Annotated in this window: 19 protein-coding genes; 12 read left to right on the top strand and 7 right to left on the bottom strand. The window is 64.8% G+C overall.

Annotated features, from left to right (window positions below; all coding sequences use genetic code 11):
- Window positions 1-18: 18 nt before the first annotated feature.
- The 11 genes from E1748_RS03420 to E1748_RS03370 all read left to right on the top strand — a co-directional run bounded on the left by E1748_RS03420 (window position 19) and on the right by E1748_RS03370 (window position 13,392).
- Window positions 19-1,740 (top strand): VRR-NUC domain-containing protein, encoded by a 1,722-nt coding sequence (locus tag E1748_RS03420; protein ID WP_133645738.1) that lies wholly within the window; start codon window positions 19-21, stop codon window positions 1,738-1,740.
- Window positions 1,737-4,028 carry an ATP-dependent DNA helicase gene (locus E1748_RS03415; RefSeq protein ID WP_133645737.1) on the top strand — a complete coding sequence of 764 codons (2,292 nt, stop codon included), beginning with the start codon at window positions 1,737-1,739 and terminating at the stop codon, window positions 4,026-4,028. The genes E1748_RS03420 and E1748_RS03415 overlap by 4 nt, the downstream gene beginning before the upstream one ends.
- Window positions 4,029-4,399: 371 nt before the next feature.
- Window positions 4,400-5,752 carry an amidase gene (locus E1748_RS03410; protein ID WP_133645736.1) on the top strand — a complete coding sequence of 451 codons (1,353 nt, stop codon included), beginning with the start codon at window positions 4,400-4,402 and terminating at the stop codon, window positions 5,750-5,752.
- A gap of 60 nt (window positions 5,753-5,812) precedes the next feature.
- Window positions 5,813-6,697 (top strand): polysaccharide deacetylase family protein, encoded by an 885-nt coding sequence (locus tag E1748_RS03405; RefSeq protein WP_133645735.1) that lies wholly within the window; start codon window positions 5,813-5,815, stop codon window positions 6,695-6,697.
- Between the two features lie 39 nt (window positions 6,698-6,736).
- The gene (locus tag E1748_RS03400) at window positions 6,737-8,074 is read left to right on the top strand and encodes an MFS transporter (RefSeq protein WP_133645734.1); all 1,338 of its coding nucleotides are present in this window, start codon (window positions 6,737-6,739) and stop codon (window positions 8,072-8,074) included.
- A complete protein-coding gene (locus E1748_RS03395) occupies window positions 8,071-8,862 on the top strand; it encodes an SDR family NAD(P)-dependent oxidoreductase (protein ID WP_133645733.1) in 792 nt (263 codons plus the stop codon). The genes E1748_RS03400 and E1748_RS03395 overlap by 4 nt, the downstream gene beginning before the upstream one ends.
- 13 nt (window positions 8,863-8,875) lie before the next feature.
- Window positions 8,876-9,634, top strand: coding sequence for an SDR family NAD(P)-dependent oxidoreductase (locus tag E1748_RS03390; protein ID WP_133645732.1), 759 nt, complete (start codon window positions 8,876-8,878; stop codon window positions 9,632-9,634).
- A gap of 29 nt (window positions 9,635-9,663) precedes the next feature.
- Window positions 9,664-9,963 carry a hypothetical protein gene (locus E1748_RS03385; protein WP_133645731.1) on the top strand — a complete coding sequence of 100 codons (300 nt, stop codon included), beginning with the start codon at window positions 9,664-9,666 and terminating at the stop codon, window positions 9,961-9,963.
- On the top strand, window positions 9,960-11,066 hold the full coding sequence (locus E1748_RS03380) for a CobW family GTP-binding protein (RefSeq protein WP_133645730.1): 1,107 nt from the start codon (window positions 9,960-9,962) through the stop codon (window positions 11,064-11,066). Before E1748_RS03385 ends, E1748_RS03380 begins: the two co-directional genes overlap by 4 nt.
- Window positions 11,067-11,131: 65 nt before the next feature.
- Window positions 11,132-12,283 (top strand): ABC transporter substrate-binding protein, encoded by a 1,152-nt coding sequence (locus tag E1748_RS03375; RefSeq protein ID WP_133647214.1) that lies wholly within the window; start codon window positions 11,132-11,134, stop codon window positions 12,281-12,283.
- Window positions 12,284-12,303: 20 nt separating this feature from the next.
- A complete protein-coding gene (locus tag E1748_RS03370; RefSeq protein ID WP_133645729.1) occupies window positions 12,304-13,392 on the top strand; it encodes a GntR family transcriptional regulator in 1,089 nt (362 codons plus the stop codon).
- A gap of 226 nt (window positions 13,393-13,618) precedes the next feature.
- Here E1748_RS03370 and E1748_RS03365 read toward each other — a convergent pair whose 3' ends face one another.
- A complete protein-coding gene (locus E1748_RS03365) occupies window positions 13,619-13,918 on the bottom strand; it encodes a hypothetical protein (protein ID WP_133647213.1) in 300 nt (99 codons plus the stop codon).
- Window positions 13,919-14,116: 198 nt separating this feature from the next.
- Here E1748_RS03365 and E1748_RS03360 point away from each other — a divergent pair, with 198 nt between their 5' ends.
- Window positions 14,117-14,605, top strand: coding sequence for an SRPBCC family protein (locus E1748_RS03360; protein ID WP_133645728.1), 489 nt, complete (start codon window positions 14,117-14,119; stop codon window positions 14,603-14,605).
- 32 nt (window positions 14,606-14,637) lie between these two features.
- Here E1748_RS03360 and E1748_RS03355 read toward each other — a convergent pair whose 3' ends face one another.
- From E1748_RS03355 to E1748_RS03330, 6 genes are all read right to left on the bottom strand, one after another.
- Entirely contained in the window at window positions 14,638-17,034 is a 2,397-nt protein-coding gene (locus tag E1748_RS03355; protein WP_133645727.1) for a mechanosensitive ion channel family protein, read from the bottom strand.
- A gap of 164 nt (window positions 17,035-17,198) precedes the next feature.
- Entirely contained in the window at window positions 17,199-18,767 is a 1,569-nt protein-coding gene (locus E1748_RS03350; protein ID WP_133647212.1) for an MFS transporter, read from the bottom strand.
- A 123-nt stretch (window positions 18,768-18,890) separates the two neighbouring features.
- Window positions 18,891-20,543, bottom strand: a complete 1,653-nt coding sequence (locus E1748_RS03345; protein WP_133645726.1) for an efflux transporter outer membrane subunit — start codon at window positions 20,541-20,543, stop codon at window positions 18,891-18,893.
- A 1-nt stretch (window position 20,544) separates the two neighbouring features.
- Window positions 20,545-22,155 (bottom strand): DHA2 family efflux MFS transporter permease subunit, encoded by a 1,611-nt coding sequence (locus tag E1748_RS03340; RefSeq protein ID WP_133645725.1) that lies wholly within the window; start codon window positions 22,153-22,155, stop codon window positions 20,545-20,547.
- A gap of 52 nt (window positions 22,156-22,207) precedes the next feature.
- Entirely contained in the window at window positions 22,208-23,383 is a 1,176-nt protein-coding gene (locus E1748_RS03335) for an HlyD family secretion protein (RefSeq protein WP_133645724.1), read from the bottom strand.
- Between the two features lie 169 nt (window positions 23,384-23,552).
- On the bottom strand, window positions 23,553-23,753 hold the full coding sequence (locus tag E1748_RS03330) for a hypothetical protein (protein ID WP_133645723.1): 201 nt from the start codon (window positions 23,751-23,753) through the stop codon (window positions 23,553-23,555).
- Window positions 23,754-23,891 lie beyond the last annotated feature (138 nt).

Below are 23,891 nucleotides of genomic sequence, written 5' to 3'. Positions count from 1 at the left end.
ACAGTGATCGCCGATCCCATGCCGGCCGAGCCCTCATCCGCTCCGTCCCCAGGCCCAACGCCGTACTACCTCGCGAACTTCGAACGCGCGCTCGCGTGGATCGGCGCGCGTTACGCCGACGTCCTCGACGAAACCGAGCACACGTTCATCACAACGTTCGCCGCATTACCGCTCGCATCGCGCGCGCTGCTCGTGCGGATGCTGATGCGCAAGGGGCCGCTGTTCCGCGCGAGCCGGCTCGTCTATGACGAAATCGGTTGTCCGTTACAGGCGGCCGCACCGCTCGTCGGAGCGGGTTGGGTCGATCCCGATCCGCTGCTCACACTCGACGATCTGTTCGCGCTCGCCACCAAGCCCGACCTGCTGCGTGCGTTTCCCGAAGCCAGCACGATGGCAACGCCGCGCAAGGCCGAACTGCTCGACGCATTACGCGACACACACGACGATTCGCGAACGTTCGCCGACTGGAATCTCTGCACGGAAAAGGAAGATCGCGTGCTGCACGTGACCGTCACGCCGCTGTGCGACCGCTTGCGATTGATGTTCTTCGGCAATCTGCATCAGGACTGGTCGGAGTTCGTACTCGCGGACCTCGGCGTGTATCAGTACGAGCGCGTTGCATTTGCACCGTCGTCGCGTGCGTTTCAGCGGCGCGGCGACGTCGATGCATGGCTCGCGCTGCATGCGTGCCGTGGCGCGCTCGATACGCTGGCCGCATTAGATCCCGAACCCGGTGCCGAAGCCGCGCTAGCGCTAGCTGACGAAGCCGGTTCGATCGACTGCGCGCACGCGTGGCTCGAAATGCGTCGCGCGAAGCTGCTGTTCCTGATCGGCCAGCATTGCGAGCGACGACACGATTGGGACACCGCACTCGACGTGTACACACGCAGCGCGTGGCCCGGCGCGCGACATCGGCGAGCTCGCGTGCTCGAACGCAGCGGACGCGATGCCGATGCGTTCGCACTCGCGTTACAGGCCGTTGCCGCGCCGGAAAGCGACGAAGAGCATCAACGCATCGCACGAATGCTGCCGCGTTTGCAGCGCAAGGCAGCGCCACGCGATGCAACCGCCGCACTCACGTCCCCGCAGCCGCCGATCACACGCGGCATGCTCGTTTTGCCGCGCCCGGATGAGCCGACGACCGTCGAATGCGTCGCGCGCGATCATCTCGCGCGGCCCGATGCGCCGGTTTATTTTGTCGAGAACGCGCTGATCAATTCGCTGTTCGGTCTGCTGTGCTGGGACGCGATTTTCGCGGCAATTCCCGGAGCTTTTTTCCATCCGTTCCAGCGCGAACCCGCCGATCTGCACGCGCCCGATTTCCGCGCGCGTCGTGCCGATGCATTCGCCGCGTGCTTCGCACAACTCGACAGCAGCGAGTATCGCGCGACGATCCGCCGGCACTTCGCAACCAAAGCCGGCCTGCAATCGCCGTTCGTGTCGTGGGGCCTGCTGACCGACACGCTGCTCGACGAGGCGCTTGCGTGTCTGCCGGCCGCGCATCTGAAGCACTGGTTCGAGCGCCTGTCCGCCGATATCCGCAGCAACCGGTCGGGCTTGCCTGATCTCGTGCAATTCTGGCCGGCCGAACAACGCTACGAGCTGATCGAGATCAAGGGGCCGGGCGATCGCCTGCAGGACAACCAGATCCGCTGGCTCGGGTACTGCGCGGAGCACGGGATTCCGGTGCGCGTGCTCGACGTGCGATGGGCTGAGCAAGTGGCCGAGGCGCGCGCATGAGCTACACAGTCGCCGTGCGCGCGATGTGCGAATTCACCGCGCGCTGCGGCGATCTCGATCTGCGCTTCACGCCGGCACCGACTGCACTCGAAGGGATGGCCGGTCACGCGACGGTCGCCGCGCGGCGCGGCGACGCGTACGAGGCGGAGGTCTCGCTGTCCGGCGAATATCGCGGTCTCATGGTGCGCGGTCGTGCGGACGGTTATGACGCGGCGCTCAACCGGCTCGAGGAAATCAAGACCTATCGCGGCGATCTCGCGAGCATGCCCGCCAATCATCGCGCGCTGCATTGGGCGCAGGCGCGTGTGTATGCCCATCTGCTGTGCGTGGCGCGCGGGCTCGCGGAGATCACCGTCGCGCTCGTCTATTTCGACATCGCGAGCCGGCAGGAAACGGTGTTGACCGAGACCCACAGTGCAGGCGCACTGCACGCGTTTTTTGTCGAGCAGTGCGAGCGTTTTCTCGGTTGGGCCACGCGTGAGACCGCGCATCGCACGGCGCGCAACGCAGCACTGCGCACGCTGCCGTTTCCGCACGAACACTTTCGCAGCGGGCAGCGCGAACTCGCAGTCGCCGTGTACCGCGCGGCACGCGACGGCCATTGTCTGATGGCGCAGGCGCCGACCGGCATCGGCAAGACGCTCGGTACGCTGTTTCCGGTGCTGAAGGCGTGCGCGGAAGAGCGCGTCGATCGCGTGTTCTTCCTCACGGCGAAGACGCCGGGTCGCGCGCTCGCTTTCGATGCGCTCGATACGCTACGTGTCGAAGGCGAAGCGCCGCCGCTACGTGTGCTCGAACTGGTCGCACGCGACAAGGCGTGCGAGCACCCCGGCAACGCCTGTCACGGCGATGCGTGTCCGCTGGCGCGCGGCTTCTACGATCGTCTGGCGCAGGCTCGCGATGCCGCGCTCGGCGCACCGCCCGATGCGCGACGCGACATCGCGCGACCGGCGCGTCTCGATCGCGCGACCGTACGCGCAGCCGCGCTCGCGCACGACGTCTGTCCGTACTACCTCGCGCAGGAGCTGGCGCGCTGGTGCGACGTCGTGATCGGTGACTACAACTACTACTACGACGATGGCGGTCCGCTGTTGTATGGGCTGGCGCAGGCAAATCAATGGCGCGTCGCGGTGCTCGTCGACGAGGCGCACAACCTGCTCGACCGCGCGCGCCGGATGTACAGCGCGTCGCTCGAACGAAGCACGCTACGTGCACTGAAAAAGACCGCGCCGGCTGCGCTGCGCGCGCCGTTGACGCGGCTCGATCGCGAATGGAGTGCATTGAGCCGTGCGCAGACCGAGTCGTACGCGGTGCATGCCGAAGTGCCGGCGCGAGTGCTGTCGGCTGCGCAGAATTTCGCGAGTGCCGTGACGGAACGGCTCGCCGATGCACCGCTATCGCTCGACGACACGCTGCTGCGCTTCTATTTCGACACGCTGCATTTCGTATCGCTGGCCGAGCAGTTCGGCGACCATTCGATTTTCGACGCGACGCGCACGGGCGGCACTGTACGACGGCCGGACCTGACGCTGTGCGTGCGCAACGTGATCCCCGCGCCGTTTCTCGCGCCGCGTCACGCGGCTGCGCAAACCGTCGTGCTGTTTTCCGGCACGCTGAGTCCGCACGGTTTCTATCGCGACACGCTCGGGCTGCGCGACGACACCGGCTGGCTCGACGTCGATGGGCCATTTCGCGCGCAGCAACTGACGGTGCGTGTCGCATCGCATGTATCGACACGCTGGCGCGATCGCGACAAGTCGCTCGAACCGATCGTCGAGTTGATCGCGCGGCAGTTCGACGATCGGCCCGGCAATTACCTCGGCTTTCTCAGCAGCTTCGATTATCTGCAGCGTGTGGTCGAGATGCTGCGCGAGCGGCATCCGGCGTTACCGGTGTGGGCACAGGCGCCCGGCATGGACGAGGCCGCTCGCGATGCGTTCCTGCGCCGCTTCGACGAAGCGCGGCAGGGCATCGGCTTCGCGGTGCTGGGCGGTGCATTCGCGGAGGGCATCGATCTCGCCGGCGACCGGCTGATCGGCGCGTTCATCGCGACGCTCGGGTTGCCGCAGGTGAACGAGGTCAACGAGCAGATGCGTCGCGCGATGGAGGCGAAGTTCGGTTGCGGTTACGACTACACGTATCTGTTTCCCGGGCTGCAGAAGGTCGTGCAGGCAGCCGGGCGCGTGATTCGTACCGAACACGATACGGGCGTCGTGCATCTGATCGACGACCGGTATCGGCGGGCAGAGGTGCGGAGGTTATTGCCGCGGTGGTGGACGGTCGGGTAGGGCAGGAGAAGCGCTCCGACGAGGCGTGATGCTTGATCCAGCGTTGTAGAAGAACAAAGGGGCCGCAATCGCGGCCCCTTTGTTCTTCTACCCGACGGTCATGCTCAAGCACGACTCGCGCAATTCGTCATTGATGACCGCTTTCCCGATCGCAAACACCCGAGGTCATGACGAATCCCGGCGGCCTGATCGTATCCGGCAGCGACGCTAAACCGGGGACATCGAGGCACCACAAAGCCTTCACGCCTCTTCCCTTTCCCAGCAAAACCGCGAGCAAGGGTAAACCACCCTATCCGATCGGTTTTTGGCTTCGCCATAATAAAAATGAATGTTGTTAACGAAGTACATTTTAACGAATGGATCAGGAATCGATGCCCACTCCCGTTATCACCGCGATCGAGCTGTCCCGTGCGTATGCGGTTGGCGAAGCCGATCCGGTCGAGGTGGCAGAAGCCGCGTTGCTGAAGGCGCTTGAGGCGCCCGCCGTGTTTCTCGCCGTCACGGCGGAGCGCGCGCGGCGCGAAGCCGCCGCGTCCGCGCGACGCTGGCGCGAAGGGCGGCCCCTGAGCGCACTCGATGGCGTACCGGTCGCCTGGAAAGATCTCTTCGATATCGCAGGCACCGTTACGACCGCCGGGTCCGCCGTCTTCGCCGAGCATCCGAATGCCGCCGAGGATGCACCGCTGGTCGCCGCCGGCACGCATGCGGGCATGGTGTGCATCGGCAAGACGGGGTTGAGCGAATTTGCATTCTCGGGGCTTGGCCTGAATCCGCACTTCGGGACGGCGATCAATCCATCACTCGATAGCGGCCGACGCGTGCCAGGTGGATCGTCATCCGGCGCAGCAGTCGCGGTGGCGTCGGGCATCGTGCCGATTGCAATCGGCACCGACACCGGCGGCTCGATCCGCGTGCCGAGCGCGTTCAACGGTCTCACCGGCTATCGCGCCAGCGCGGACCGGTACTCGCGCGACGGCATGGTCGCGTTGTCGGCGACGCTGGACACGTGCGGGCCGCTTGCCGCGAACGTAGCGGACTGCATCGCGTTCGATGCCGCCGTGCGTGCCAACCAGCCGCCATCGTCGACCGATACCGCTGCATTGACCGGCGCACGTTTTATCGTCGATCCGGATCTGTTCGAGCGTTATGCGGTGACGTCGATCGTTGCCGAAAACTTCGAACGCTTCGTGATGCGCCTGGAAGAGGCCGGCGCGGTGATCGAACGGAAGCCACTCGGCGTGCTTGCCGACGTGCGCGATCTGATTCGCGATTACGGCTGGCTAGGCGGACTCGAAGCGTTTGCGATGCATCGCGCGTTACTCGATTCGCCGGACGCGAGTCGAATCGATCAGCGCGTACGTGTGCGCCTCGAAGCGAATCGCGCGGTTGCGTCGGACCGCCTCGCGTACCTCCTCGCGCGACGCGGCGAATTGATCGACGCATTCGCCAAAGAAACCGCAGGCGCGACGCTCGTCATGCCCACGACCCCGCACGTCGCTCCGTTGCTCGCGCCACTCGAAAGCGATCCCGATCTGTTCGCACGCGTGAACCTGCAGACGCTCGCGATCACCATGCTCGGCAGCTTCCTCGATACCCCTGCGTTTGCGATGCCGTCCGGCGTCGACGCAAGCGGTCTCCCAACCGGCGTGCAACTCATGCGCGCACAGCACGACGACGACGCGTTGCTGCGCATCGCATCGGCAGTCGAAGTCGCCGTGCGTTGATAATACGCGCACGTCGCTCACTCACCATTCGCTGCACATTCGAACGAAGGAGAAACAAAGATGGCCAAGGAAATTCTGGTGGCATTCGGTATCGACGTCGACGCTGTAGCCGGCTGGCTCGGTTCATACAGCGGCGAGGATTCACCCGACGACATCTCGCGCGGCCTGTTCGCCGGCGAAGTCGGATCGATGCGTCTGCTCAAACTGTTCGAGCGCGAGAAGATCAGGACGACATGGTTTATCCCCGGCCATTCGATCGAAACTTTTCCGCAGCAGATGAAGGCGGTCGCGGACGCAGGGCACGAGATCGGCATTCACGGCTACAGCCATGAAAACCCGATTGCGATGACGCCGGAGCAGGAAGAGGCCGTGCTCGATCGCAGCATCGAACTGGTCACGCAATTGTCGGGACGGCGTCCGACGGGTTACGTCGCGCCTTGGTGGGAGTTCAGCCCGGTATCGAACGAGCTGCTGGTGAAAAAGGGCATCAAGTACGACCACAGCCTGATGCACAACGATTTCCACCCGTACTACGTACGCGTGGGCGACACGTGGACGAAGATCGACTACAGCAAACACCCGAGCGCGTGGATGAAGCCGCTCGTGCGTGGCCAGGAAACCGATCTGGTCGAGATTCCCGCCAACTGGTATCTCGACGACCTGCCGCCGATGATGTTCATCAAGAAGTCGCCGAACAGTCATGGCTTCGTGAACCCGCGCGACATCGAACAGATGTGGCGCGATCAGTTCGACTGGGTGTACCGCGAGCATGACGACTACGCGGTGTTCCCCATCACGATCCATCCCGACGTGTCAGGGCGCCCGCAAGTGCTGTTGATGCTCGAGCGGTTGATCGAGTATTTCCGCTCGCATGAAGGCGTGCGGTTCTGCACCTGCGATGAAATCGCCGATGACTTCCTCACCCGCCATCCGCGCGGGAAATAGACCACATCGATCTCTGTCTACCCCTATGGGAGAGCAATAATGAAAGAAAATCCGCTCGCTGCGTCCGGCTTCGTGCTGGAAAAGATTTTGCCGGTCGATGTGAAACGCGCAACCGTTGTAGCGTTTTTCGCGTGGGTGTTTGCCGTCTACGATTTTATTTTGTTCGGCACGTTGTTGCCGCAGATCGGTACGCACTACGGATGGGACGCGGCGATGCAAGCCGAGATCGCGACGTTTGTCGCGATCGGCACAGCGGTGATTGCGTTTGGGATCGGGCCGGTGCTGGATCGTGCCGGACGCAAGGCGGGTCTTCTGTGGACCGTGGCAGGCGCGGCGCTATGCTCGGGGCTGACGGTAGTGGGCGGCGCGCTCGGACAGTGGCCGCTCGTACTGATCCGCTCGCTGTCGGGACTGGGCTATGCCGAGGAAACCGTCAACGCGACCTATCTCAACGAACTGTATTCGGCGGCGAACGATCCGCGTCTGAATCGCAACAAGGGATTTATCTATAGCCTCGTGCAGGGCGGCTGGCCGATTGGCGCGCTGATCGCGTCCGGTTTGACGGCGCTGCTGCTGCCGCGCATCGGCTGGCAAGGCTGTTTTATCTTCGCGACGTTCCCGGCCATCGTGATCTTCTTCATGACGCGGCGTCTGAAGGAAAGCCCGCAGTTCCTGCTGCACAAGCGTATCAAGTCGCTGCGCGAAGCGGGCAACGACAGCGCCGCGCGAACGCTCGCAGGCGAACATCGGGTGGACTATGAGCAGCACAGCCGCGCCGGTCTGCGCGAAGCGTTTCGCGGCACGTCGCTGCGTGCGACGCTGGTGCTCGGCGGCGGCATCCTGCTGAACTGGTCCGCGATCCAGGTGTTCAGTGTGTTGGGCACGACGGTGCTGACGCGTGTGCATAACGTGTCGTTCGAAAGCTCGCTGCTGATTCTCGTGCTGTCCAACGTCGTCGGTTATTGCGGCTATCTGAGCCACGGCTGGATCGGCGACAAGATCGGCCGACGCAACACGCTTGCGATCGGCTGGATGCTCGGCGGTCTCGTGTTCGCCGGCATGTTGATGGGGCCGAGCAGCACGGGTGTTGTCGTCGCGCTGTATAGCCTCGGCCTGTTCTTCCTGATCGGACCGTATTCGGCTGCGCTGTTTTTTATCGGCGAGAGCTATCCGACCGCCATTCGCGGCACCGGCAGTTCGATCGTTCACGCAATGGGTCCGATCGGCGCGATTCTCGCGGGCGTCGGTGTGACCGCGATGCTCAATCATGGCGGCGACTGGATGCACGCGGCGGTGTGGTTTGGCGCGGTGCCGTGTTTCCTGTCCGGCGCGCTGATCTTTTTTGCGAAACACGTCAATCCCGAGGAAAGCAAATGACCGTGAGTTCAGGCGCATCGAATGGAAAACCGCAACGCGTCGCTATCGTGACCGGCGCGGCGAGCGGGATCGGACAGGCGCTGGCGGTGGCGTATGCGCAGATCGGCGTGGCGGTTGTTGGCGGGTATTTCCCCGGCGATCCGCACGACCCCGCGCAGACCGAACGCGCGGTACGCGAAGCGGGCGGTGAGTGTGTGATGCAGGCCGTCGACGTCACGTCGGCGGAAGAGGTCGATGCTTTTGCACAAGCGGCCGTCGACCGCTTCGGCCGGCTCGATTACGCCGTCGCCAACGCGGGTTTGCTGCGGCAGGCCGCGCTCGTCGAGATGCGTGACGAACAATGGTTCGAGATGCTCGACGTGGATCTCTCGGGCGTGATGCGGACGTTTCGCGCGGCCGCCCGGCATATCGGGGAGCACGGCGCGATGGTCGCCATCTCATCGATCGCCGGAGGGGTCTACGGCTGGGAGCAGCACGCGCATTATTCGGCCGCGAAGGCCGGGGTGCCCGGTTTGTGCCGTGCGGTCGCAATGGAACTCGCGCCGCGCGGCGTGCGCTGCAACGCGGTGATTCCAGGGCTGATCGAAACACCGCAATCGCTCGATCCCGTGAACTCGCTCGGCCCCGAAGGTCTGCGTGACGCGGCACGCGCCATTCCGCTGCAACGGGTCGGCCGTCCGGAGGAAATCGCGAGGCTGATCCGCTTCCTCACGAGCGACGATGCGTCTTATATCACCGGCCAGTCGATCGTTGCCGACGGTGGCCTCACTGTGCGCTGGCCCGGCTAAGGAGCGTATTCGAATGAGCAGTTTATTTTCACTCGATGGTCGACGCGCCGTCGTGACCGGTGCGGCAAGCGGCATCGGCGCGGCGATCGCGCGTCTTTACGCCGAGTCCGGCGCGCGTTTGCTGCTTGCGGATCGCGATGCGGCGCGTCTTGCGGTCCAGGCCGACGCGTGCCGCGCAACCGGTGCGACCGTCGAAACGGTGCAGGCAGATGTCGGCGATGAGGCAGGTGCGAACCGTATCGTCGATCGTTGTGTTGAGGCGTTCGGCGGTATCGATATCCTCGTGAACAACGCCGGCATGCTGACGCAGGCGCGTTGCACCGAGCTCACCACGGCGATGTGGGACGACATGCTCCGCGTCGATCTGCGCAGCGTGTTCCTGTGTACACGGCGTGCGTTGCCTTTCATGACCGCGCAACGCTGGGGTCGGGTGATCAACGTTGCGTCGCAACTGGGTATCAAAGGTGGCGCGGAGCTGTCTCACTACTCGGCGGCGAAGGCGGGCGTGATCGGCTTTACGAAGTCGCTCGCGCTGGAGGTCGCGCCCGACAACGTGCTGGTGAATGCGATTGCGCCGGGACCGATCGAGACGCCGCTCGTCGATGGCATCAGCGCGGCATGGAAGCAGGCGAAGTCGGCGGAATTGCCGTTGCGGCGTTTTGGCTACGCGGACGAGGTCGCTCCCACCGCGTTGCTGCTCGCATCGGATCCGGGCGGCAACCTGTTTGTCGGCCAGACGCTCGGGCCGAATTCCGGCGACGTGATGCCATGAAACCGTATTGATCCACCGGAGGGAACAGCATGTGCGGCATGTGCGGATTGCTCGGCGGCGGCGATCACTGGTCGAATACCACCGCGCCGGTGGCGGGCGCGAATCCGCGTCGGCAACGTCTTATCCAGGCGGCGCTGGCCAATCGCGTGCTGGTGCCGTTCCGGCTAAAACTCGACGACTTCCACGGGCAGTCGTTCATTCTGTCGTCGCCGACGGGTGCAAGCGAACTCGTCGGCGACTTCGCTCAGGTGTGGCGCGTTGCCGAGCGCATGCTCGGACATCCGCTCGACCCGCTGACGCTGTTCATCGACGACGCGAACACACCATGAGTCTGAGCTACGACATCCTGCCGCTGACGCTCGTCACCGGATTTCTCGGCAGCGGCAAATCGACGTTGCTCGCCGATGTGCTGCGCGGCGACGCCGCGCGCGACACCGCCGTTCTCGTGAACGAATTCGGCGACGTCGGTCTGGATCATCTGCTGATCGGCGAGGTGGATGCGCGAACCGTTCTGCTCGATAACGGCTGCGTATGCTGTTCGATCCGGGGCGAGTTGAAGGACGCGCTCGCGACGCTTTTCTCGCAGCGCGCTCGCGGCGACGTGCCGCCGTTCACGCGCGTCGTGCTGGAGACGACGGGGCTGGCCACGCCCGCACCGATTGTCGCGACCCTGCTCGCCGATCCCGTGATTCGCAGCCATTACGCGTTGAATGCGACGATCACCGTTGTCGATGCGGTGAACGCTACCGAGCAGCAGGCACGCTATCCGGAATGGCTCGCGCAGGTGACGGCTGCGGACCGGTTGCTTGTCAGCAAGTCCGATCTCGTCGATGACACGCATCTGCGGGAGTTGGCCGCTTCGCTCGCGGCGCTCAATCCAGCAGCCGATATTCTGATTCGCGGAGAGGCATCGAGCGCAACCGGTATCGATCGCGATAAGGGACAGCGCGGACGTGCGTTGCTCGACATGTTGTTTGCATCGGCGAGTTCGATCGATCTGATCGGACGACTCGGGCGGGCCCAGCGTTTGGCGAACCAGAATCAGGACGAGGCGGCGAACGGTCCGCTTGCGCATCGCGGAGTACCCCGTTCAAGCGACACCGCACCCATCCAGTCTTTCTGCATGCGAATAGACGAGCCCATCGACTGGCAGGTCTTCACGCTCTGGTTCACGATGCTGCTCAACCGTCACGGTGATAAGATTTTGCGCGTCAAAGGGCTGCTGTCCATCGCGGGATCGGATCGACCGGCTGTGCTCCATGCCGTGCAGCATCTGGTCCATCCGGTGCTGCATCTGGATGCGTGGCCTGCGGCCTCGTCGAACGCGGAGCGCAGTTCGCAGCTCGTGTTCATCACCGAGGGCCTGGCGCGCGACGCGATAGAAGCGTCGTATGCACGGTTCCAACATCACCTTGAAGAAGCGGTTCATTGAAACCCAAGTCGACGTCTTCCAGACCTGCCTCGGCCGCCGTGCATCCGGCGAAGATCGAATTGCGCGTGCTCGGCACCACGGTCACGCTGCAGGAACATATTCGCAAACGGGCAGAGCAGGATCTCGGGATCAAGCTGCGCTTTATCGTCGATGACGGCTCTGCCGTGCAGCGCGTGGGCGTCATGCACCCGGAAAGCTACGAAGTCTACGACCAGTGGTTTCACAGCATCGACTGTCTGTGGCCGGCGCGTGCGTTGCAGCCGATCGACATCGCGCGGATCGGCAGATGGGACGAGATCAACTCGTTGCCGCGCACCGGCCAGCTCGACGACCATGCGTGCACGAATGCGGGCAGCGTGCCGGTCGATCGCCTCTACGTGCAGCCGGACAATTCGCTCGCGCGCGCGCCGACGGATCGCATCAGCATGCTGCCGCTGACGCATAACGCGGACAGCTTCGTCTATCTGGAAGACGCGTTGCCGCCTGCGCTGCAGGCCACACCGGAAAGCTGGGCGTGGCTGCTCGCGCCCGAACTGAGCGGGCGAGTCGCCCTGCAGGCCGACGCGGCAATCGGCGCGATCGACGCCGCGCTCGCTGTCGAAGCAGCGGGCCTGATGACCTTCGCCGACATCGGCAATCTGACGATCGAAGAAATCGACGGCCTGATCGCGACGCTGATCGACTTCAAACGACGCGGCCATTTCGCCGGGTTCTGGTCGAGCTACGCGGAAGCTGCGCAACTGATGATCGCGGGCAAGGTCGCGATTCAAAGTATCTGGTCGCCGGCGACGGTCGAGCTGGAGCGCGCCGGCTTGCGGTTCCGGCTGGCGAGGCCGTACGAAGGGTATCGCGCGTGGTTCGGCGGCATGGCGCTGTCGCGCTGCGCACGTGGCCGCGTACTCGACGCTGCTTATGACTATCTGAACTGGTGGCTCGACGGCTGGGCCGGCGCGACGATGGCGCGACAGGGCTTTTACATCTCGAACCCCGAGCGTTCGCGCGGCCATATGAACGACGCCGAATGGGCTTACTGGTACGATGGCAAACCCGCCGAAGCGGAATTACCCGGACCGACCAGCAAGCATCTGGTCAGAGCCGGCCAGCAGCGCGACGGCGGTAATTACATTGCGCGCATGGGCCGCATCGCCGTTTGGGATTCCGTGATGGACGAGCATAACTACCTGGTGCGCCGCTGGAACGAATTCATGCGCGCCTGACGCCGTACCATGATCCGACCATGACAAGAAGCGCACGCGCGGCGCTCAAGCAGCCGCCCCATACCGAGACAGCAGCCGAATCCGCGATCGATACCCAGGTCGACACGCGGGTCGATACCGACCAGCGGCTGCGCTATCGCCTGATCCACGACCAGTTGAAAAGCGCGATTGTGCTTGGCCGTATCGCGCCCGGGCTGGTGCTGCTGGAAGGGCCGGTCGCGCGTATCTTCGGCACGAGCCGCGTGCCGGTGCGCAAGGCATTCGAGATGCTGCACGCCGATGGTTTGCTGCATACCTTCGAAGGGCGCGGTTATCTGGTGGCCGGCCCCGACGGCCCGGACGGCCATACGCCCGAGCCATTGCGTGCGCCGCTGTCGGAAGCATCGCTGGGTTTCGAACAGGCGCAGGCGCCGCTGGAATTGCCGTCGAACAGCGAACGCATCTATCACGCGCTCGAAGACGTGGTGTCCATCGCGATTGCGTTCGGTCATTACCGTATCGACGAAAGCGCAGCGGCGGCCGCGTTCGGTGTGAGCCGCAGCGCGGTGCGCGAAGCATTGAGCCGGTTGCGCGACTCGGGTCTCGTGGAAAAGTCGTCGTATTCGCATTGGCTCGCCGGACCGCTGACCGCGCGAGCAGTCGCACAGGATTACGAATTGCGGATGCTGCTCGAGGTGGCGGCTCTTCGCGCCAGCTATCCGAAGCTGTCGCGCGAGATGCTCGAAAGCGCTTGCGCGGAGATCGAGCGGGCGATTCACGATCCCGATTCAATCGATGCCGATGCGCTTCAGCGGCTCGAAATCACGTTGCATGTCGAATGTCTTCAACACGCACCGAACAAAAAGCTGCTCGGCACGATCGATCACGCGCTGATGCCGCTGACCGTGAACCACGCGTTTTTCAACGCGTTCAATCTGCATCCCGATCCCGCGACGCTCGCCGAACATCGTGCGGTGTTGCAGCCTTTGCTCGATGGAAACATCGATGCCGCAGCTGACGCGCTGCTCGATCACTTGCGCGCGGCGCAGAAGCGCACGCTGCAGCGATTGAAGGTGCTGGCTGTGCTGCCCGAACCGGATCTGCCGGGTTATATGCAGCGGATCGTATAGGCGCCTGAGCCGTTCATCCGCTTCTGGGTCGCAGACCTGATCGCACCATCGCCTCTGCCTCTGCGCGACTTCGCTTCGCGTTAAAAGCGGGCGACCTTCTACCAAGATACCGAAGACAAACAAAAAGCCGCTGTCGGTGAGGACAGCGGCTTCTCTTGTGACGCGCCGTAGATGACGAGCGCCTGTTCGCGTCGCGCTCGCGCCTCGGCGTCGACTCGACTTGCTGCTAGTTTGCTGCCGGCGAAGCGGTGCTCGGCCTTGCCAGCGTATTGTTGACCCCGAAAGCCGGGGTGGCAGGCGTCGCGTTGTTTTGCATGCGCATGTTCGACGATCCGGCGCTCATGCCGCTGTCCGAGTTCGCGGTGCCGGGCGTGCCGTAGCCGCTCGTTGAGGGTGCGGGTGCTGTTTGCGCGGCAGCCGGCGAAACGACGCTTGGAGTCGCCAGCGTGTTGTTCTGTGCGTAAGCGCCGGCCGACAGCGCGAGTGCGGCGGCAGCCGCGAGGGATGTATAGATTGCCTTGTTCATCATGCCTCTCTCCTTGATAGGAATGGAGTATCGATGCTGATCATCGTCGGCAGCGTGACCACGGGTGGTGAAATCGATGCATTTTGCGAGACCGTGGCAGCGCGTGCCTACCGCGACATGACCGCTCGATACACTTAGCAGTGTAAAACATCCGATCGAATCGTGTTTTGAAGCCCTCCATTCAAACCAGGAGCCTCCGTGCGGGCCATCGAATACTGCTTTTCGACCATCTGGCGATTCGATGCGCCGATGCCCACAGTATGGGACGCGATCCACGATTCCGCGCAATGGCCGCAGTGGTGGAAGAACGTCGAGCAGGTGGAGAACCTTGTGCCGGGCAATGGCGACGGGGTCGGCGCGGTCCAGCGCTATACCTGGAAGGGCGCACTTCCATACCGGCTGATCTTCGACGTGCACGTCACCGACGTCGAGCCGCTACAACTACTCGCAGGCGATGCGACCGGCGACGTCGCGGGCCGCGGATGCTGGCGTTTTTCCGCTGAAGGGGGCACGACGGTCGTGCGCTACGACTGGCAGGTACGCACGACGCGAACATGGATGAACCTGCTCGCACCGCTGGCGCGGCCCTTCTTCCAGTGGAATCACGATGCGGTGATGCGCGAAGGCGGCGCGGCGCTCGCGCGAAGGATCGGTGTGACGCTGCTCGACGACACGCACACGGAGTGACCGAAGGCTAACTATTGACCACGAACGTCGCGTCATGCATCGCGCCTGTCGCCCTGTTTATCACTGTGTTCGCCCTTGCCCGAAGAAGCATCATCGCCCGTACCATCGCGAGCCGCATCATCCCGCACCCACACACTCCGCTGCGGATTCGCAATGCTGATTCCCCGCGCCTTGAACTGCTCGGCAATCCGTCGATTGAATTCGCGCTGCACGCCCCAGCGCGCGGTATCGCGGCATTGAATCTGCCCCGACAGCGCGAGCGCCGAACCGTCGACCTGATCGATGCCCCAGTAGCTGAAGTCGGACAGGATGCCGCTCTTGAACGCATCGTCGGTACGCAGCGCGGCGCCGATTTCCTTCAGCGTCGCGATCGCGAGATCGATGTCCTGGCCGTACGCGATGCTGACCTTCACCGACGCGTTGCCGAGCCCACGGTTCGTGTTGTTCACGGTCGATACCGAGCTGAACGGCACGGTGTACAGCGAGCCGTCGCCGCCGCGCAACCGCACGGTGCGGATCGACAGATACTCGACGGTGCCCGACACGCCCGCGAGCGTCACCCAGTCGCCGACCTGCATCGCGTTTTCCATCAGCAGAAAAATGCCGGTGATGAAATCCTGCACGAGCTTCTGCGAACCGAAGCCGAGCGCGACGCCGAAGATGCTCGCGCTCGCGAGCAGCGGCGCGGTGTTCACGCCGAGTTCGCTCAACCCCGTCATCACGACGACGAGCGCGATCACGACGAACAGCGCGGAACGCAGCATCGGCAGCAGCGTGCGCAGGCGCGCGGCGCGGATGAAGTCGCCGTGCGCGGTCCAGTTGTCGAGCCGTCGTTCGATCGCGACGTTCACCGCTTCCCACACGAACAGCGCAATCGCGGCGGCAACAGCGATCGTCACGATCGCGGATGCGAGCCGGTGACCGATCGAGCCGCTCTGGAAGAACTGCCGCAGATCGACGCCCCACACGAGCAGCAGCAGAAACACGGTGACGATCGCGACGATTACGGAAATGGTCCGGCGCAACAGCGGGTAGTAGCGGTACGCGTGCCGGTGGAGGAGTGACGTCTGCGTCGTTTCGTCGACGTGAAAGAGCCGCGCGAGCGCGCCGAACACGACGATCGAACCGACCCGCGCGCCGACCAGGATCGCAATCGTAATCCCGCCGACATGCAGCAGCGTGTGATAACCGTTTTCGACGTCGAGTGCCCAGACGAACCACAGCGCCATCACGAGGAACACGGCGATTGCGGCCCATGCATCGGCGAAACCGTTGCCGACGATCGTGGTCGAGCGGTTGCGTGTGGTGTGCGCGCGGATCCATTCGGCGACCGGTTGCCGGCATTGCAGGATCATCACGCAGACCAGCACGTGACCGATCAGCGCGACGATTTTCGTCAGCGCGAGATGCGCGCCTGGGCTCAGGCCGAGCGCCGCAGCGGTCTCGACGATGGCCGCGCCCAAGCCGATCACGGTCACGCCGCGCACGACCCAGCGTTGCAGCCACGCGGACCACGTATCGCCGAGTCGCAGCAGACGCAGGCCCGGCGCATCGGGCTGCGTGAAGAAGCCGGCCGCGATCGCGATCACGCGGCAGAGCACGTAGATGTCGACCAGCGCGCCGAGCGCGTCGTCTTCGGGCGTGCCGTCCTGCGTGAGCAGCGACATCGCGGCACTCGCGACCGTGATGAACACAACGAGCGGCAGCGCCTTCACGATGAGCCTCAACAGCGCGTGCGGCAGACGCCGCAACAGCGACCAGTGATGCGCGGCGCGCTGGATGCCTTGCGTTTCCTTCGATGCACTGTTTTTGGCTGCGTCGGGCGCAGGCGGCGAAGCCGTTTGAGCCGGCGTCACATCCGATGCATCGCGCTCACGCGCGGCGAGCGCGGTGCTCGCGCGCAGCAGCAGACGCCGCGTGGCCCATTCGAAAATCAGCGCAGGCAGCAGCGCCGCGAGCAGCATGCCGATCACGTGCAGCAGCATCGAGCGATGCTGCGGATTCGTGATCTGATCGTTCCACCATGCGCGCAGCGACGACAGATCGAGCAGCGATTCGAGCGACGTGCGCAACACGTTGACCGCATGCAACGCCCAGTGCGCACCGTAGCGCACCAGTTGCGACGCGAGCCCGTTGGTCTTGAACGCGGTGACTGCCGATGCGCCGCTCGCAGCGCTGGCGGCGGCCGGTGCCGACACCGGCGTCGTGGCGGACGCGGGCGTGCTGAGCGCGCCTGCCGCGGCGATCGCGCGCAGCGTGTCTTCGACCTGTCCGCGTCGCGTGGGATTGTTCAGCACGTCGAGCGCTTCGCGCGCCTGGTCGGGTGTCAGCGCGACCGGCGGCGCGGTCGCGGCGTCCGCATGCGCGACGAAACCCGGCATCGCGATGGCGGACAACATCAACAGCAGGGCGGTCAGGAGCTTTTGCATGAATCGGTCGGAATTGGAATCGGGAGGACGACAGGGGAAGCAGTCGTAAGTGGTGCAATTTGCATGCCGCGAAGCACACGGGCAACAAGGAACCGACAACATGCAGGCGGTACAAGTTCCTGCTTCGACTGCACGTCCGGAACGTTTCACTCGATCACGCCGCGTCAACGCGGTTTGCGTCCGATCGTCAGCGCCGCGCCGATCGCACCGACAAACGCGCACGCCGCACAGACGAGCGCGACGGCTGCGAATGCATGATCGATGGCCATGGCCTGCAAGGCGTCGGGCGCGATTGCCGTTGCCGAGGAAGGCGCGGCATCGAGCGAAGCCGAAGCGTGCCCATCGCCATGTGTCGATAGTGCAGCATCGTGCGCGGCGACGAACACGATGCCAAGCACCGCGATCGCGAGCAAACTCGCCACGCGCGCGACTGCATTGTTGATGCCCGACGCAATGCCGGTTCGTTCGCGCGACACGGCGGTCATCACCACGGTCGTCAGCGGCGCGATCGTGATCGTCATGCCGAGGCCGAGCGTGGTCAACGCGGGAAAGTAGTGGCTCCAGTAGCGACCGTGCGCACCCGGCAGCGCGAACATCGCGAACCCGATCCCGGCGACCGCTGGCCCCGCGACCAGCAGCGCGCGCATCCCGAAGCGCGCGGTGAGCCCACCGGTGACACGCGACAGCAGACCGATCGCGAGCGGCACCGGCAGCAGCGCCGCGCCCGCCTGCGTCGCGCTGTAGCCGTGCGCGCGGATCAGCGCGAACGGCAAAAAGAAAAACAGGCCGCCGAGCGCGAAATACAGCAGCAGCGTGACGAGATTCGCGCCGGTGAAATCGAGCGAACGGAATACGTCGAGCGGCATCATCGGGTCCGCGCGCTTGCGCTCTAGCGCGATGAACGCGGTCAACAGCGCGATGCCGCACACTATCGGCACGAACACGACCGGCGCCGCGAAGCCATGGGCGGACGCAGTCGTGAGTCCGTACGTGAGCGCGCCGAGACCGGTGGCGGCCGTCAGTGCACCGGGCCAGTCGAGCGATTTCTGTGCCTCGGCGTTGCGGCTGTCGGGCACGGCGATCGCCGCGAGCGCGATCGTCGCGCATGCGAGCGGGACGTTCAGGAAGAAGATCGCGCGCCACGACCACACGTCGACGAGCCAGCCGCCCGCCACCGGACCGAGCGCGCCGGTGATCGCGCCAAAGCCGGCCCATGTGCCGATCGCGCGACCCCGGTCGCGTTCGTCGAAGACCGCGCCGATGATCGCAAGGCTGCCTGGCACGAGCAGCGCCGCGCCGATGCCCTGGACCGCGCGCGCGGCGATCAGCGTGCCGGAGCCGGGCGCGAAGCCGCACGCAATCGACGCGAGCGTGAACAGCGCGACGCCCGCGATAAACACCGTGCGCCGGCCGAAGCGGTCGCCGGCCGCGCCGCCGACCAGCACGAGCGAGCCGAGCAGCAGCAGGTATGCATCGACGACCCATTGCATCGCCGCGACGCTCGACCCGAGTTCGGTCTGGATCGACGACAGCGCGACGTTAACAACCGACCCGTCGATAAACGCCATGCTCGACCCGAGAATCGTCGCGATCAACGCGAGACGTTGATGCACACAGGGTTTGCCTGAATCGGACGGCTGCGCGCGGATCACGAGCGCATCGCACGGACCGGCCGTGGCGCCGCCCTGCGGGGTGGCACGTGGAGCTTGCGGCGGAGCGAGGGCGTCGTCGATGGGCAAGGCGGCTTCTCCGTGGGGGATTGCGCACAAGCATAGCAACGTCGGGTGCGCGGCGCCATGCTGCGCGCGCGTTCCGGTTGTTCGATACGCGGGATTCTGTGTTGACCGGCGTGAGCGCTAGTCCTGGTGTGCGGTTGTTGTGCCCGATGAGGTTCCTGAAACCGTCGCGCCGCCGTTATCCGCTGCCGCGCCCGTATCGCGCTGCCAGCCGCCGCCCAGCGCCTTGTACAGCGCGACGAGATCGGTCGTCACCTGGACTGTGCCTTGCGCGGCCTGCTGGCGTGCCTGCGCGAGTTGACGTTCCGCGTCGAGCACGTTGATGAACGTGACGATGCCTTTGCGATAACTGTCGCGGGCCAGCTCGAATGCGGCCTGCTGGGCGGCGACGCTGTCGTCGAGCGACGCGCGGCGCGTCTGGTCCGTCCGGTACACGACCAGCGCGTTGTCGACGTCGCGCAGCGCCGTGAGCACGGTCTTGCGATAGTCGAGTGCGGCTTCGGCCTGCTGCGCTTTCGACAGCTTCAGGTTCGACACCAGTGCACCGCCCTGGAAGATCGGCAGCGACACCGACGGCCCGAACGAATAGAACAGATGCGACCAGCGCGACAGATCGCTTGCATTCGTCGCGCGCGTGCCGACGTTGCCCGACAGCGACAGGTCCGGATAGAACTGCGCGACCGCGACGCCGACGTTGGCCGTCGCCGCGTGCAGGTTCGCTTCCGCGCGGCGGATGTCGGGACGTCGCCGCGCGAGCGTCGACGGCAGACCGATCGGGACCGTCGGCGGCACCGGCGGCACCGCGCCGGGTGCGGACAGTTCCGCGTCGAGCGCGCCCGGCGGCGAGCCGACCAGATACGCGAGCGCGTTCAGCGACTGCGCGATCTGCTGGTCGTATTGCGGCAACTGCGCCTGCGTCTGCGCGAGTTGCGCGGTCGCGTTCTTCACGTCGAGCTGGCTCGCGAGTCCGACCTTCGCCTGGCTCTGCGTGAGGCCGACGATCTCGTTCTGCTGATCGACGAGGCTTTGCGTAATGCTGCGCAGCGTCTGCGCGCCGCGCAGTTGCACGTAGGTTTGCGCGACCTCGGCTTCGAGCGACAGCAACGCGTCGTTGCGGCTTTCCTCGGCGGCTTCGGTTTGCGCCTGCGCGGATTCGACCGAGCGTCGCACGCGGCCGAACAGGTCGAGTTCCCACGACGCATCGAAGCCCGCCTGCCACAGGTTGACCGGCGACGTCAGCTGATCGAGCAGGTTGTTCGCGCCGTGTTGCACGGCGGCACCGCTGCCTGGGGCGATCTGGTTGACCGGCGAATTCGGTGCGCCGAGTCCATTCACCTTGCCGTACACATCGTTCGATTCGAGGAAGCCCTTGATGCCGAGCTGTTCGCGTTGATAGCTGGCGGTTGCGCGGACATTCGGCAAGCCTTGCGCGGCCGCTGATTGCACCTGCGTCCGCGCCTCGACGATCCGCAATACCGCTTCCTGCAGATCGGGGTTGCCCTGCGCGGCGCGTTCGATCAGCGAGTCGAGCGTCGGGTCGCCGAAGCTGCGCCACCAGCGCGGATCGGGATCGGAATCGACGGTCGGATTCGACACGACGCGCGACGATGGCGCGCTAGCTGCATTGGCTGCATCGGCGGTGCGCGACGTGTCGTGCCACGTTGCCGGCGTTTGAGTGTGCGGCGGCTTGAAGTCGGGTCCGACTGTGCACGCGGTGACGGCCGCACTCAGTAAGAGCGGAGCAACGCGTAAGGAAGAAAACGAAAAACGCATGTCAGTGTCCTCCTGCGCCGCCGGCGGCTTTCGCATTCGAGAAGAAAAACGTCATCGGCAGGCAGAGCAGGCAGAACACCGCGAGAATCGCGAACACGTCGATGTACGCGAGCACCGTCGCCTGCGAAACGAACGTCTCGTACAGACGGCCCGTTGCAGTCTGCAATGCGGCGGCCGGCGCCTGCCCGGTGAAGTCCGTGATGGTGTGAGCCGTGCGTTGCAACGTGTCGTTGTAGTTCTGCGAGAACGTCGACATGTGATCCGACAGATGCGCCATCCGCGCCTGCGTGCGCTCGCGTATCAATGCGGTGGACAGCGAAATGCCGATCGATCCCGCGACATTGCGGAACATCGTGAACAGCGCCGACGCATCGTTGTTCAGGCGCTGTGGCACCGTGAGGTACGCGAGCGTGGTGATCGGCACGAACAGGAAGCCGATCGCAATCGACTGCGCGCTGCGCATTTTGACGAGCGTCGTGTAGTCGACGTCGGGCACCAGCGTATGCGCATAGGCGAGCGCCAACGTCAGCAGCACAAAACCGCACGTGACCAGATAACGGGTCTGCACGTACGGCATCACCTTGCTGATGATCGGAATCTCCATCACGATCAGCACCGCGCCCGGCGACAGCACCAGGCCCGCGAGCGTCGCGGTATAGCCGAGCTGTTGCTGCGCGAGCTGCGGCACGAGCACCGCGCTGCCGTAGAGAATCACCGCGAAGGCAGCCATCGACGCGCAGCCGAGCGCGAAATTGCGATCTTTCAGACAGCGCAGATCGACCACCGGCTTTTTCGTGTACAGCAGCCACAACGTCGCACCGACGATGCCCGTCACCGCGAGCGCTGCGAACGTGCAGATGAGTGTCGACGAGAACCAGTCGTCGTCTTCGCCGCGATCGAGCATCACCTGCAGGCAGCCGAGCCCGATCGCGATCAGCCCGATGCCGATGTAGTCGATCGACAGCTTGCCCTTGCGTGCGCGTTTTTCCCATGGCGGATCTTCGACAAGCTGCATCACTGCGAGCGTCGTCAGGATGCCGACCGGCACGTTCAGCAGGAACACCCAGCGCCACGTGAAGTTGTCGGTGATCCAGCCGCCGAGCGTCGGTCCGAGCACCGGTGCGACGACGATCGCGATCGCCGAGATCGAGAACGCGCGGCCGCGCTGTTCGGGCGGGAACGTATCGAGAATGATCGACTGCTGGTTCGGTTGCAGGCCGCCGCCGAAAAAGCCCTGCAGTACGCGGAATACGATCAGTTGCCCGAGATTCGTCGCGATGCCGCACAGGAACGAGCACACGGTGAACGCGATGATGCACAGCAGGAAATAGCGCTTGCGGCCGAGCGCCTTGCTGAAGAACGCGGAGATCGGCAGCACGATGCCGTTCGCGACGAGGTACGACGTGAGCGTCCATGTGGCCTCGTCGTAGCTCGCCGACATCGTGCCCGCGATGTGCGGCAGCGCGACGTTGACGATCGTCGTGTCGAGCACTTCCATGAATGCGGCGAGCGTGACCGCGATCGCGATCATCCACGGGTTGGCCGACGGGCGCCACGTGCCGTTGCCGGACTTGCCTGCCTTGTCGGTTCCGCTGTTGTCCTGCGAACTCATCGGCGTTCCGTTGCGGTGTGCGCGGGCCGGACGGGTGGGGTCCGGCCGCGCGTCATTTCAGGTAGACGGTGGGCGTCACCGACAGACCGAGCGGCAGCGGATGATCGCGCGGCATGCCGTCGTCGATGACGATTTTCACCGGCACGCGCTGGACGATTTTCACGAAATTGCCGGTCGCGTTTTCGGTGGGAAATGCGGAGAAGCGCGAACCGCTGCCGAGCTGGATGCTGTCGACGTGGCCGTGCAGTTCGAGATGCGGGTACGCATCGACGCCGATCTTCACGCGATCGCCGGCACGCATCCTGTCGAGCTGCGATTCCTTGTAGTTCGCGGTGATCCACACGCGCGGCGTGACGAGCGCAAACAGCGTCGCGCCGGCTTGCAGGAAGCTGCCGAACTGCACGTTGCGGCGCGTGACCCAGCCGTCCGACGGCGCGCGTACTTCGCACCACGACAGATTCAGCTGCGCCTGCTCGAGTTGCGCATTGGCTTGTGCGACCTGCTGGCGACGTTCCTCGACTGCCGCCTCGGCCTGACGGATCTGCTGCGGCACGAGGCTCGCGGTCTGCATCTGCGCACGGGCCTGATCGACGGCTGCCTGCGTGGTGAGACGCTGCGCATCCGCGGTATCGATGTTCTGTTGCGACGTCGCGCGCGCATCGACCGCATGCTGGCGCGCGTACGCGGCCTGCGCCTGACGCTGGTTCGCCTCGGCCGATTGCGTCTGCGCACGTGCCTGGCGGAACTGCGCGGGATACTGCACGCGGGCGATGTCGAGTTGCACCTGCGCCGCGCTCAGCTGCGCCTGTGCGAGACCGAGCTGCGCGCGCGCCTGATCGACCTGCGCCTGATAGTCGCGCGGATCGATCTGCACGAGCAGATCGCCTTTGTGGACGTAGACGTTATCGTCGATTGCGAGCTTCGCGACGTAGCCCGAGACCTTCGGTGCGATCGTGATCGCGTTGCCGTCGGTGTAGGCATCGTCGGTGCTGACTTCGTTGCGGGTCGCGAACCACCAGATGCCTGCGCCGATCAGCAGCACCACGACGACGATGCCGAGGATGATCAGCGGTCGTTTGCTGGGGCGTTTGCCGTTGTTCTGATCGTCGCTGTTTTCGTCTTCGTCTTTGCCTTTGCTTTTGCCGTCGTCATGCGGGTCGTGGTTCGCGTCGTCGCCTTGGCGCTCGTCGCGTTTGCGGTGTTCGTCGTCGTCGGGGGAGTCGGCCATCGGTGCGGTTCCACGAAATGGAGGGAATTCGGCGAGCAGGGAGAACGAAGGAAGCGCGCGGTGGACGGCGCCGGCTGGGAGTGCCGGTTCGGGACCGCTCGTTGGGAGTCAGACTTCGAGCCCCACGGCGAAGACCGCGCGCCAGGGACGAGCCCGTCAGGACCGCGTGTCAGCGACGATGCGTCGCGTCGTCGTGCCGGCCTTTGTCCTTTTCGTGCGCCTTGTCGTCGTGTTCGATCTTCGTCGTGCCGCCGGTCGATGGCGGGTCGCTCGCGGGGAACGTGTCCTCGACGGCCTGATCGATCTGCTTTTCGCTCTTATCGCTGTGCGGATGCTGTTCCGACGGCCGGGATGCGTCTGCGCGGGTCATGGTGTGCTCCTTCGATCGATGAATGAAATGAGGAATCGCGGACGGGACATCGAGTGGCCGCGCTGCGGCGTCGCCGATGCTCCCAAAAGAGGGCCTGGCCAGTGAAGCAACCGGCGTTCCTCGGCAGCGGCGAGGCGG

Origin of the sequence: Paraburkholderia flava (assembly GCF_004359985.1) — a bacterium.
Taxonomy (GTDB): Bacteria; Pseudomonadota; Gammaproteobacteria; order Burkholderiales; family Burkholderiaceae; genus Paraburkholderia; species Paraburkholderia flava.
This window is presented reverse-complemented; position numbering and strand designations above follow the sequence as displayed.

Coding starts and splice junctions, on each gene's coding strand:
- E1748_RS03420 (WP_133645738.1), top strand. CDS start 19: ATGCCGGCCGAGCCCTCATCCGCTCCGTCCCCAGGCCCAACGCCGTAC.
- E1748_RS03415 (WP_133645737.1), top strand. CDS start 1,737: ATGAGCTACACAGTCGCCGTGCGCGCGATGTGCGAATTCACCGCGCGC.
- E1748_RS03410 (WP_133645736.1), top strand. CDS start 4,400: ATGCCCACTCCCGTTATCACCGCGATCGAGCTGTCCCGTGCGTATGCG.
- E1748_RS03405 (WP_133645735.1), top strand. CDS start 5,813: ATGGCCAAGGAAATTCTGGTGGCATTCGGTATCGACGTCGACGCTGTA.
- E1748_RS03400 (WP_133645734.1), top strand. CDS start 6,737: ATGAAAGAAAATCCGCTCGCTGCGTCCGGCTTCGTGCTGGAAAAGATT.
- E1748_RS03395 (WP_133645733.1), top strand. CDS start 8,071: ATGACCGTGAGTTCAGGCGCATCGAATGGAAAACCGCAACGCGTCGCT.
- E1748_RS03390 (WP_133645732.1), top strand. CDS start 8,876: ATGAGCAGTTTATTTTCACTCGATGGTCGACGCGCCGTCGTGACCGGT.
- E1748_RS03385 (WP_133645731.1), top strand. CDS start 9,664: ATGTGCGGCATGTGCGGATTGCTCGGCGGCGGCGATCACTGGTCGAAT.
- E1748_RS03380 (WP_133645730.1), top strand. CDS start 9,960: ATGAGTCTGAGCTACGACATCCTGCCGCTGACGCTCGTCACCGGATTT.
- E1748_RS03370 (WP_133645729.1), top strand. CDS start 12,304: ATGACAAGAAGCGCACGCGCGGCGCTCAAGCAGCCGCCCCATACCGAG.
- E1748_RS03365 (WP_133647213.1), bottom strand. CDS start 13,918: ATGAACAAGGCAATCTATACATCCCTCGCGGCTGCCGCCGCACTCGCG.
- E1748_RS03355 (WP_133645727.1), bottom strand. CDS start 17,034: ATGCAAAAGCTCCTGACCGCCCTGCTGTTGATGTTGTCCGCCATCGCG.
- E1748_RS03345 (WP_133645726.1), bottom strand. CDS start 20,543: ATGCGTTTTTCGTTTTCTTCCTTACGCGTTGCTCCGCTCTTACTGAGT.
- E1748_RS03340 (WP_133645725.1), bottom strand. CDS start 22,155: ATGAGTTCGCAGGACAACAGCGGAACCGACAAGGCAGGCAAGTCCGGC.
- E1748_RS03335 (WP_133645724.1), bottom strand. CDS start 23,383: ATGGCCGACTCCCCCGACGACGACGAACACCGCAAACGCGACGAGCGC.
- E1748_RS03330 (WP_133645723.1), bottom strand. CDS start 23,753: ATGACCCGCGCAGACGCATCCCGGCCGTCGGAACAGCATCCGCACAGC.